A 12,158-nucleotide genomic window follows, 5' to 3' on the forward strand; every position below is an offset into this window, starting at 1 on the left:
GACACTCTGTTTGTCATGCAGTTTTCAAGGTTCAACTATATCTGAAATGCATTTTTGCAATTCATTTAAAAACCTTTCATTTTAGACTTGACTTTTAATAGTTAGTCTTTCTCCGAGTGCTGCTAATGTTCCGTCTGCTTTCAGCTCTTTCAAAACGGTATTCACTTCATCACGCAGCTGTTCATGGTCATATGCAAATAAATAGTATGCATAATTATTTTCCGCAATCATTTCCGTATCTTCGGGACTTACGTCTGTCGCCTGAAGATCAAAGTTATAGACATCCTGATATGCTTTGAACATCGCATAATCAATGATGACATAATCCACACTTCCATCTTCAATCTGTTGTAAAGTCACCGGTGTTTCCTGCTCGGAATAAGTCAAATTCGTCTGTTTATCCGGATTTTCTTCATTCCATTTTTCTTCCGCAAGGGTAATGGAAACACCGGATGAAACAACTGTTGTCTTGCCTGCTGCCGTTTCAAAAGAATTGATGGAATCATTTCCCTTTTTCGTAACCCATACATAGGAAATCTCATCGTATGGATAGCTGTATAAATAGCTTTTGGAACGCTTTTCACTGTACGAGAAGTTATTGACTGCAATATCGTAAGAACCACTCAATGTCCCTTCAAACATCGAACCGAAATCCGTTGTCACAAACTCTAAGTTATATTGCGGAAGTTTTTTAAATACAGCCTTTAACACATCTATATCATATCCTGTGTTTTCCCCATCATCTCCGATGGTGGTATACGGATTGGTTGTTCCGCTAGTAGCAACTTTAATGGTTGTTTTATCTGTTGCTTCCTGTTTTGCATTGTTACCGCAGCCAGCCAATATTGTTGCTGCAAGTCCTACTGCTAATACTGATTTTAATAAACTTCTTTTCTTCATAATCTGTTCTGCTCCCCCTTTTTTATAATTACTTTTTATTTTTTCTTAAAAACTTTTCTTCCGGCGTTCTGGATAAAAATCTTCTTGTCTGTGGTGTCGACCATAGCTCCTCGAAATCAATCTGATCTACAAATTTGGCGTTATAGGAATTAAAAATCGTACTGTTTTTAGGCTCTCTTGAAAAATCCTTGAAATATGTATTGTTTTTAAATGCAGGAATTTCATATAAATCTCTTGCATAAGCCCAAATGTTTCTGTACTCTGTCATTCGTTTTTTCTGAGGACCTAAATTTCTGTAATAGTAAGAATCCCATCTTGCCAATGTCACAAAGAAACGGACATCGCTATCTGTCACATAATCTCCAAACAGGAAACGGTTATATTCCAGTCTTTCCTCCAGCTTATCCATAGCATTGAAAAAGTCATCATACGCTTCGTTATATGCCGCCAGGCTTTGACTAAATGCCATTCTATAGTGCGCATTATTGATGTTCGGGAACAGCCAGTCGTTCAAGATATCAATTTCTTTTCTCAAATGTTCAGGGTATAAATCCGGCGCATCTTCTGCCTGCCAAGGTTCAAATGCCACTTCAAAATAATTGGTCAGTCTGTGGTAGTCATTGTTCACAATCTTATTCGTCGTTGTATCCACAAGTGATGGAACCGTTGCCCTTCCGTCATAATCCGGATCTGCATTGAAATAAAACTCACTTAGGAATTTTGCTTTTGTTACCGGATCCTCGTGATTTGGCTGATCTTCAAATCCCCATCCGTATTTATTGCTCTGTCCGGTACTCGTCACAATCTGTACACTGATGGCATCCTCCAGCCCTAACAGCTCTCGCACAATAGATGCTCTGTTTGACCAGTGGCACCCCTTTGCCCAAAACAGTCGATATCGTCCCTTTTCCGCTTTTAATTCTCCTTCTTTATCACCAAACGGTGTTCTAAAACGATTTGGTTGTCGGACAAAAGCACCTCTGTTATCAATTTCTGATTTTGTTTCCTGTGGTCTTGGTCTGACATTTCTTTCTTTGGCTTCCAGCTCAATTTCTTCATCTGTCCATACTACTGAATTGTTTTCTACTCCACTCATAATATCATCCTCCTGAAATTAATTTTATGTTTGCAGTATACTCGCAATTTTTCTACTTGTATAATACATAAAATATAAGACCGGTTATAGAGAATAGCTAATGCCCCTATGTTCCATAATTATATCTAATTTTCGATTATCTTTATAAATACTATACTTTCAAGCATTTTAAAGGATAGAAAACACCCATTTTCCCACGAATTTACCACAACTGAATGAGCCTTGATATGATATTAAAAGTCAAAAAAGAAGACCAGATTACTTACTGAAATATCCGGTCTTCTTTTCGATGCTTTAACGAAATCAAATTTAAAACACATTTGTTTTATTTGTAATAATATACCATTTTATAATGATAACCACTTGGTTTTTTCGCCCAATATGTACCGTAATATTGAGGCTGTTTTACATGAATGCTTGTCCATGTTACTTTAAAAGTATGTTTGTCATATAATCTATAAGCTTTCAGTTCGGCTCTTTTAACTTTTCTACCATTGTATGTACTCGGAACTTTTTTTGAACCTGAATGCCCTATTGTATAACTTTTACTAAAACTAAAACCTAATGTTGCTTGAGCTTTTTCTTTTACATTCCACGCAACATTTGAACTTGCAGAAAAGGATGTCGCTTTCATTTGGCTTAAAGAAATAGTTACACCAGGTTCTCCTGAAACAGACTGTCCTGTATATGCTCCTATTTCACTTGAACAATTTAATTTTGTTACTTTATATGTAATATGGCTTCTTGTTTGAATATCAGGTATTTCTTCTGTTTCATCAATAATATTTGTATCAAAAACATCAAATTCTTCAACTACTTCACTATCAGGTAAGTTTTCTTGTTTCGTTTTTGCATGAACACTTAAAGTGTTTCCAGTTAATATTATAGCAACTGCTAACAATAATGATATCGTTTTCTTCATAAATCAGTTCCTCTTTCTGTCAAAAATAAAATACATAGATAACATAAGACACGCAATTCTAATGCTCCATGAATAATTAGAAATTCTGCTTATAGCATATTCAGTAGTAGTTATATCTATACAATCCGAAATAATAGTCGCTATTGGTGTAGAGAGTAAACATATACATACTAATATCACTATTTTTTTCAAATTTCTATTTTGCATTAAAATCCTCCCTTCCTAATTTTCAAGTTAGTTTTATCTAACTACAGATTAATAAAACCAGAACTATTTGTCAACATTTTTCTCTTGACTACCCAATCACAAAAAAGAAAAAGCCTCTTTGAGCTGCTCCAAAGCCTGCTTGAGGATTTTTCTCGGACATGCCACATTAAATCTCTGAAATCCCCTTCCGACATCCCCGAAAATGCACCCGCTATCCAGCCATAGATTTGCTTTTTTCACAACCAGATCTTCTAACTCTTCGTCCGTCAGTCCAAGACCGCTGCAATCTACCCAGACAAGATAGGTTGCCTCTGGATAAATCATTTTTATCTGCGGAATGTTTTCTTTTAAATAGGACATCATAAATTCAATATTGCTTTGAATATATTTTTTGACAGCCTCATACCACTCTTCCCCAGATTGATACGCAGTCTTACAGGCAATCAGTCCGGCTGCATTCAGCTGACTATATCCTGAAGCATCCAATGCCGCCTGAAACTTTTGTCGCAGCTGCTTATTCTTTATCACCAGATTAGATACCTGCAGTCCTGCCAGATTAAATGTTTTACTTGGGGCTGTTGCTGTCACGGCAATCTGCTCAAATCCCCCTTTTGCGGTAAGAAATGCCTGATGTTTTCCTTTCCAGACAAAATCAGCATGAATCTCATCACTGAAAACAATTACTCCATGTTTACTGCAGATTTCCCCAATTTGAATCAGTTCTTCCCTATTCCATGCCCGTCCTACCGGATTATGAGGATTACAAAGCAAAAACAATTTCACTCTGTTTTCCACAATCTTTTTTTCAAAATCGGCAAAGTCAATATGATAGGTCAGATTTTCTTTGTCATATACCAGATCATTGCTGACAAGTTCTCGTTTGTTGTCCAGGATCACACTGCTAAACGGATAATAAACCGGCTGCTGGATTAATACGGCATCACCTGGTCTGGTAAAAGCCTGTATCGCCATACTGATCGCATATACAACACCGGGAGTCTTAACGATTTCCTCTTCCAAAACGTTGTATCCATAATGATTGCCAAGCCATTTGTTTACTGCCTGATAATATTCATCCAAGGTATCTGTATATCCGTAAATCCCATGTTCTACCTGTTCAAAAAGAGCCTCCTGAATATAGGACGAAATCCGGAAGTCCATATCCGCAACCCACAAAGGAAGGACACCTTCCGGCAAACCTCTTTTGGAAGCAAAATCATATTTCAGACAATCGGTTCCGCGTCGTTCAATTACCTGTTCAAAATTCAAATTCTTCTCCGCCATAAAAAGCCTCCTCCAAATCCGCAATTAAGTCCCCTACATTCTCGATTCCCACCGACATACGGAGTGTCCTTTCGGTAATTCCATTCTTTTCCAAAACATCTTTTGGCACATCTGCATGTGTCTGTGTGATCGGATACGTCAACAGCGTCTCCGTACCTCCAAGACTCTCGGCAAACCGGATCAACTGCACGTTTTTAAGCAGTCTTTGAGCGATTTCTTTGTCTTTTACATCAAACGTGAGCATTGCGCCAAATCCCCGTGCCTGTTTTTTCATCACATCATATCCTGGATGCTCTTTTAATCCGGGATATAGCACCTTCGTTACCTCGTCCCGACTCAACAGCCATTCAGAAAGCTTTTGCGCATTTTCCTGAGCTCTATCCATTCTGACAGCAAGTGTCTGGATTCCTCTTAACAAAAGCCAGCTGTCAAACGGTGACAATCCGGCGCCGGTCGTCTTATAAAGAAATCGAAGCCGATCACTCAATTCGTTATCACTCACAATTACAAATCCCGCAATCGTATCATTATGCCCAGACAAATATTTGGTGCCACTGTGTACCACAATATCCGCCCCAAGCGTCAATGGATTTTGCAGATAAGGTGATAAAAATGTATTATCCACAATTAGCAGCAAATGGTTTTCTTTCGTTATCTCTGCCAGTGCTTCAATATCCGTTATATTCATCATAGGATTGGTTGGCGTCTCTATGAAAACCGCCTTCGTATTTTCTCTGATATAAGCCTTCACATCATCTCTACTGCAATTGACATATGTAATCTCGATACCGTTCTTTCGGCTGATATGATCAAACAGTCGGATTGTTCCACCATAAAGATCCGCATCCGCAATCAGATGATCTCCCGGTTTAAACAGCTCCATTACGGTAGTGATCGCTGCCATTCCGGATGAAAAAGCTATACAGTCGCATCCTTTTTCCAAGGCAGCCACCGTCTTTTCTAAATGTTCCCTTGTCGGATTTTGCATGCGCGTATAATCATAACCGGTACTCTCTCCTAATCCCGGATGCGAAAATGTTGCCGTCTGGTAAATTGGAAAACTGATAGCTCCAAAACGGTTTTCTCCATGATCATGTTCCAAATGTATACATCGACTTTCAATACTTAAATCCATTCCTATCTCCTCGCTCTCTTTTCCGATCGTTTCAATCGGATTTATTCTAAAAGCAGTATAACATTCAGGTTATGGAAAAAGCCAATACATATAAACAACCGCCTGTTATAGCCAAAAACTATTACAGACACAGGATTTGTACTATATTTCCCTTATTCCTGTGAAATCAGTGCGCCTACTAACTCTGCTCCTTTTATCAGATCTTCAAGCTCTATATACTCGTTGACTGAATGTGCATTGTTCATTCCGCACGAAAGCACCACTCCCTCTATTCCTTTATTGACAATCACATTATTATCACTTCCGCCAAATGTTTCCGTCAATTCAGCTTCTATCTCGATTTTTTTACATGCATTGCAAAACTTTTGTACTACAGTGGAATTTTCAGCTACCGCATAGGCCTTTATATTGACTTCATGTGAAAAAAACAATTCTGCATCCTTATCCTGTCCCTGTGCATTTTCAATGACATTTTGAAATACATTGTTTATTTTTCCCAGCAGTTCCATAACCTGCTCGTGATGATAACCACGGATTTCTCCTTCACAAACACAGTTTTCAGATACAATATTGGTCATACTTCCCCCACGAATCAAACCAATATTCAGAGTTGTGTCATCTTCCATTCTGCCCTGCCTGATTTTTGAAATGCCCTCTGCCATCAGTGCAATGGCATTGATCCCTTTTTCCGGTGCAAATCCTGCATGTGAAGCCTTCCCTCGGATTTCTATTTTAAAAGAAACAATGGACGGCGCACGCAGCGCTGCCTTCCCGACATGCCCGCTTAAATCCAATACGTATGCCTGTTTTGCCTTTATGTTTGAAAAGTCAAAAGCCTTACTGCCCTTATCATATAATTCTTCTGCGATTGGAAATAAAATCTCAACATCTCCATACGGAATATTGTGCTCCTGAATATAACGGATTCCTTCTATAATCTCTACAATTCCTGCAACATCATCACTTCCCAATATTGTACTTCCATCAGAAGTGATTCTCCCATTTTTATGGAAAACTGCTTTTTTGGATATTCCCGGCTGCACGGTATCCATGTGAGCCACAAACAATGTTGCAGGTCCCGGCACCGTTCCCTTTAAAAATCCATATACATTTCCCGCATTTCCTCCATAAAGTTCTCCGGCGCAATCCTCCATCACTTCAAAACCAGTCTCTCTAAGAATTTCTTTTAAACGATCAGCCATATTTCGCTCCGAAAAGCTTATCGAATCAATAGAAACCAGTTCTGTAAATAGTTCCTTTATCCGTTGTTCATTTGCTCTGATTGTCTGCATAATCTGCTCCTTCCCATTTACAATACGATTACGATAAGTTCATGATGCAACTTTGCGATTAGATCAGCGCCTTATCCTTAAATTTCAGAATTTCTTCCAAATATTTCTGACCCAGTGGGCTGATATTCATTCCCTTACGAATCAGATATCCCACTGTCATAATTTCATCTGAATCCAGTTTCACCGCACAATAGCTCGATCCGTTCAAATCCTCACACAAGATTCCGGAGCAAAGAGTATATCCTTTTAGACCAACCATCAAATTTAACAAGGTTGCCCTGTCATTGGCGCGGATTAACTGTTTGTATTCGTACGTAGATAACACTTCTTCAGCAAAATAAAATGAATTATTGCTGCCCTGATCAAAAGCAAGACACGGATAGTCATTAAGCTGCTCCAGACTGACCAGCTTCTCATTTGCAAGCGGATGTTTTTTCCACATATAAGCATAGATACCACAGTTTAACAGTGCATGAAATTCCAGATTATTCTCCGAAAAAAGCTTGGACAATACATTTCTGTTAAAATCATTCAAATATAAAATTCCAATCTCACTCCTAAAATTTTTGACATCCTCAATCACATCATAGGTTCTTGTTTCATGTATCGCAAATTCATATTCCTCCATACCAAACTGCTTGACCATCTCCGCAAAAGCATTGACCGCAAAGGCGTAATGTTGAGTAGAAACACTGAACTTCTTTTTCAATTCTTTTTTACTGACATACTTCGCTTCCATCAGCTCATACTGCTGTACAGTCTGCTTTGCATATCCGACAAATTCTTTTCCTTCCGGAGTTATCGTAATACCGCGATTCGTTCTTCGAAACAACTCAATCCCAATTTCATTCTCCAATTCTTTAATAGATGCAGATAAACTCGGCTGTGAAATAAACAGTTTTCCAGCCGCTTCGTTCATAGAATTAGATTCCGCAACCGTAATCACATATTTTAATTGTGTAATTGTCATACCATTCTCCTCATCTGATAATAAAAATACCGTTTTCAAAAGCTCCTGCTTCCTGCGTGAAACTGTGGCTGATTATTCAAGCACATGATTTTGATGCAAAACCTTTAAAACCTGCTCTGCAAACACTGCATGACCCGCTTCGTCCATATGTTCTCTGTCCTCGTCACTTGGATTCACAAAATCGGATGCAGCCAAAAAGTGTACCTGCTTTTGTTTTGCAATTTTTTGATATTCCTTTTTCAATCCCTTTGAAATCTCAACCGATTTCTGATCAAATTCGGGATCAAACTGCTCTTCCCACACATCTTCTCCCAAATGAATCGGCGAGACAATTACAATTTTTTCCGGCTCTATGTAATGCAGCAATTCGTCCACACACTGTTCCAATCCCTTGGCAATGATATAAGGCGAATTATGATAACAGGCTTTGCAATCATTGGTTCCAAGCATCAGGACAGCGGCATCAATCGGACATTGCGATTCCAAAACAAGCGGAAGCGTTGCAATCCCTTTTCTGCCTTTTCTGTAGTAGTCCTCAAACACGGTTGTCCTTCCGCACAATCCCTCTTCAATCACATGTACATCTGCATTTCCCAGTTTTTCCTGTAAAATACTGGTCCATCGGATCCCCCACGGATAACGTTCCTTAGTTCCCGGAATTAATCCCCATGTATTTGAATCTCCATAACATAACAACTGCTTCATACCTATTTCCCGCCTTTAAAACTTTTTCTCCAAATTAGTGTTCTCATCTAAATTCAATTTACACTATTTTTTAGTTAAAGGCAACTATATGATTTTTTGAGCTGGTTATAGGTTTTTATTATATCAGAGTATCTATATTTTTTGTTTTTCCCTATGGTAGAAATATAGCCAATGCATTCAGGATTCCCATTTGCGCCTCGATTACCGCATTTTTTATGCGTTTTTTAAATTTTGTATTCTATATCAAGAATAATTTCTGTATGAGGAAGATATGTAACCGTAACCGTTTGCTCAATTTCTTCCAACAGATTATTTTCAGAACGATATCTTTTTTTATTTATATCAAAACTATATTGCTTACCATCCTTGTCATTTCCGCACAGATGATAAAAATTCCGCTTACCTCCACGGTTTACAGTCATATAAGCATTTTCCAACTGTGTCGTTTTCGGATTATCTAAATACCATAAATCTGAAACAGGATTGCGAAATGTAAAAAATACAATAAGTAGCACCACAAATATTAAACCACCTCGTAATATTTTATTTTTTACTACTTTCTTGTATAGAATTACAGGTATCGAAAGCATGCATAAACAATATGCAATTCTTGTTAAAAACGTTCCGATCAATAGCCCGGACATTCCCTCTTGAAAACGTCCATAACTTGACATAACTGCAGCCCCAAAACTCAAAACTACAAGCGTAATTATGGAACCAAACATAAGAATAAGAAGAATTGTATTGAATTTATCCCTTGCCGGACTTACAGGAATATTGGATTTTTTAGAAGATTTTTTATAATTCATTTTTTCTTATATAATCCATTATCATTTTTGATGGATTCTTCTCCTTTCCTTTGAATCTCTTGGGAGTCTATATTTATATATCTACACCCCTTTCTCCATATAATCAAGTGTTTTTTACTGCATAGGATTCCAAAGGATTTTTCTATGTAAAAAGAGTGAAGATAATGTCTCTACCTCTCATCATCTTCACTCTTCTTCAGCGTTCCCTGCGAGAATCGAACTCACAACTAGTGTCTAGAAGCACCATGCTGTCCTGTCAATCCTCGCCAGGAACTGATATACTTTCCAACTTCGTATCCATTTTGATACAAAAGCAATAAAGTCAGTAGTCTGCTCATTCTTTCGTTTTCGTTATTAAATGGATGGATACAAAGGAAATAACAAATCTTTGCTAAATCAATGTCTGAAAGCATACGCTCTTCAATAAAATAATTGATTAGCTCTTTCTTTTGATGATTAATCATATAAATCAAATACCAAATTCCACTACGACTTCATCTGCCTCCGGAATAATCACTATACCCGCGGCTGTTTCTTCTACTTTGGCGGCGCCAGTCACGTTACTTACATTTGTTACATTTTCCAGAACATATCTCATATTCTGATTTTCTCCGGTACTTGTCAATGTTAACTTACTATTCTCGCGGAAAGCTTCCACTGTCAATGCTGTCTGTCCTTTCTGATCTGGCACCAGACAGGAGGTCTTGCATCCATCCTTTACTTCATAAACACGTATCTCCACGCCGTTTGTGAACTCATAATCCGCTGTTTTTTCGTTATTTCCGAGTGCAAGAAGTGTGTTGTCTCTTACATACACTGGAAGTGACATGAAATCATAATTTTCTTTATACCATCTTCCGCCCTGTTTTACTTCCCTACTTAGGAGATGGGTCCATGTACCTTCCGGAAGGTAGTATTCTACATCTCCGTCTGCTGAAAATACCGGTGCAACCAAAATGTTGTCTCCAAGCATATATTGCATATCCAGATACTTAGTTGCCGGATCATCTTCAAATTCCATAACCATAGAACGCATTGTCGGAATTCCTGTATGATGAGAATTTACCGCCATTTGATAAATATATGGCATTAGGCGAAGTTTCAGTTTTGTAAATTTTCGACACACATCTACAGCTTCATCATCAAACAGCCACGGCACTCTGTAACTTTTTGAACCATGCAGGCGGCTGTGAGAAGATAGCAGACCGAACTGTAACCATCTCTTATATACATCAGGGCTTGCTGTCAGCTCAAATCCTCCCATATCATGACTCCAGAATGAGAAACCTGACATTGTAAAGGAAAGTCCGCCTCTTAAACTTTCTGCCATAGATGCATAGGATGCCGAGCTGTCACCGCCCCAGTGTACTGGGAATTGCTGTCCTCCAACTGTAGCACTTCTTGCAAATAATACGGCTTCTCCTTCGCCTTTTTCCTCTTCCAAAAGTTTAAATACAGCCTGGTTATATAACTGTGTATAATAATTGTGCATACACCCAGGATCTGAACCGTCAAAGTACTCTACATCAACAGGAATTCTTTCGCCAAAGTCTGTCTTAAAACAGTCAACACCCATATCCAGCAGTGTACGCAGTTTATCTGTATACCACTTGGTTGCGTCAGGATTTGTAAAATCTACAAGTCCCATTCCAGGCTGCCAGTTATCTACCTGCTTAATGCCCATGCCATCTGCTCTTTTTAACAGATAACCCTTTTCGAGACCTTCACGGAAAAATTCTGTTCCCTGTGCAATATATGGATTGATCCATACACAAATCTTCAGTCCTTTTTCTTTATATCTTTGTAACATTCCCTTTGCATCCGGGAAGATGCGGTTATCCCATTCGAAATCACACCAGTGGAATTCTTTCATCCAGAAACAGTCAAAGTGGAATACTTCTAGTGGAAGATCTCTCTTAGCCATTCCGTTAATGAATGAACTTGTTGTTTTTTCATCATAGTTTGTTGTAAATGAAGTTGTAAGCCAAAGTCCGAATGACCATGTCGGTGGAAGGGCCGGTTTTCCAGTCAGATCTGTATAATTGCGGATTACCTCTTTCATTGTATCCCCATATATCAGATGGAAACGGATTTCCTCTCCCTTTACGGAAAATCCTACATACTCTACTTTCTCGCTTGCGACTTCAAATGATACGTTATCTGTGTGATCCACCAGTACGCCGTAATTCTTATTTGTCATATAGAACGGAATATTTTTATAAGAAATCTGTGACGCAGTTCCACCATCTTCATTCCAGCAATCTACTACTTGACCGTTTTTTACGAAAGAAGTAAATCTCTCTCCCAGACCATAGACACATTCTCCTGGTGCCAGTGACAACTCTGTGGACATATATGGAGTATATTTGGCTGCCATATAATTTTCCTGTGGGAATTTTGTCAGGCATTCTCTGTCATACTGCATATATCCAAGATTGCGGAATCCGCAAGTTGTAAGTTCTTTCCCATCTGCCATATATGTAATCCTGAATTCTTCTCTGTCTATAAGAACCTGCATTCTTCCGGCTGTCATTACCGCTTCTTTTTCATTTATTTCAACGGTCACATCCTGCACATCTGTATTCAGCTGAAATCTTGGTTCTTTCTTCTTATATCCTTCAAAATGCCAGCTTCTTACACTGATGATGTCTTTTCTTGTCGCTGTAAATTCTGTTGTGATTGTTCCTACATCCAACGCACCTGCACGGTCAGTGATTTTATGAAATGGAGCTATCATACGCATACCATTTGGAATCTCTTCTACGATAAATGCCTGCATAGCATGAGAAGCATTGGCGCGTTCACTCTTTTCCCAATATCCTTCTGTAAATTTCATGA

At 38.5% G+C, this 12,158-nt stretch carries 10 protein-coding genes and 1 pseudogene; all 11 read right to left on the reverse strand.

What is annotated here, in order from left to right; all coding sequences use genetic code 11:
• Positions 1-81: 81 nt before the first annotated feature.
• The 11 genes and pseudogenes from ACTQXY_RS10055 to yicI all read right to left on the reverse strand — a co-directional run bounded on the left by ACTQXY_RS10055 (position 82) and on the right by yicI (position 12,156).
• On the reverse strand, positions 82-900 hold the full coding sequence (locus ACTQXY_RS10055) for a transporter substrate-binding domain-containing protein (protein WP_441659329.1): 819 nt from the start codon (positions 898-900) through the stop codon (positions 82-84).
• A 28-nt stretch (positions 901-928) separates the two neighbouring features.
• Positions 929-1,996, reverse strand: a complete 1,068-nt coding sequence (locus ACTQXY_RS10060) for a glutathione S-transferase C-terminal domain-containing protein (protein WP_441659330.1) — start codon at positions 1,994-1,996, stop codon at positions 929-931.
• Positions 1,997-2,321: 325 nt separating this feature from the next.
• The gene (locus ACTQXY_RS10065) at positions 2,322-2,918 is read right to left on the reverse strand and encodes a hypothetical protein (RefSeq protein ID WP_441659331.1); all 597 of its coding nucleotides are present in this window, start codon (positions 2,916-2,918) and stop codon (positions 2,322-2,324) included.
• A gap of 303 nt (positions 2,919-3,221) precedes the next feature.
• Complete coding sequence (locus ACTQXY_RS10070) at positions 3,222-4,409, reverse strand: PatB family C-S lyase (protein WP_441659332.1); 1,188 nt, start codon at positions 4,407-4,409, stop codon at positions 3,222-3,224.
• Complete coding sequence (locus ACTQXY_RS10075) at positions 4,384-5,544, reverse strand: aminotransferase class I/II-fold pyridoxal phosphate-dependent enzyme (protein WP_441659333.1); 1,161 nt, start codon at positions 5,542-5,544, stop codon at positions 4,384-4,386. Before ACTQXY_RS10075 ends, ACTQXY_RS10070 begins: the two co-directional genes overlap by 26 nt.
• A 152-nt stretch (positions 5,545-5,696) precedes the next feature.
• A complete protein-coding gene (locus tag ACTQXY_RS10080; RefSeq protein WP_441659334.1) occupies positions 5,697-6,836 on the reverse strand; it encodes a M20/M25/M40 family metallo-hydrolase in 1,140 nt (379 codons plus the stop codon).
• 58 nt (positions 6,837-6,894) lie between these two features.
• Entirely contained in the window at positions 6,895-7,806 is a 912-nt protein-coding gene (locus tag ACTQXY_RS10085) for a LysR family transcriptional regulator (protein ID WP_373207250.1), read from the reverse strand.
• Between the two features lie 72 nt (positions 7,807-7,878).
• A complete protein-coding gene (locus tag ACTQXY_RS10090) occupies positions 7,879-8,511 on the reverse strand; it encodes a GDSL-type esterase/lipase family protein (RefSeq protein WP_441659335.1) in 633 nt (210 codons plus the stop codon).
• Positions 8,512-8,735: 224 nt separating this feature from the next.
• On the reverse strand, positions 8,736-9,320 hold the full coding sequence (locus ACTQXY_RS10095; protein ID WP_441659336.1) for a hypothetical protein: 585 nt from the start codon (positions 9,318-9,320) through the stop codon (positions 8,736-8,738).
• Positions 9,321-9,592: 272 nt separating this feature from the next.
• A pseudogene (locus ACTQXY_RS10100) lies at positions 9,593-9,706 on the reverse strand (Fic family protein); the annotation flags it as partial.
• A gap of 83 nt (positions 9,707-9,789) precedes the next feature.
• Positions 9,790-12,156 carry an alpha-xylosidase gene (gene yicI / locus ACTQXY_RS10105; protein WP_441659337.1) on the reverse strand — a complete coding sequence of 789 codons (2,367 nt, stop codon included), beginning with the start codon at positions 12,154-12,156 and terminating at the stop codon, positions 9,790-9,792.
• Positions 12,157-12,158 lie beyond the last annotated feature (2 nt).

It is taken from the genome of Faecalimonas sp. LCP19S3_D12 (assembly GCF_052121495.1).
GTDB lineage: Bacteria > Bacillota > Clostridia > Lachnospirales > Lachnospiraceae > Faecalimonas.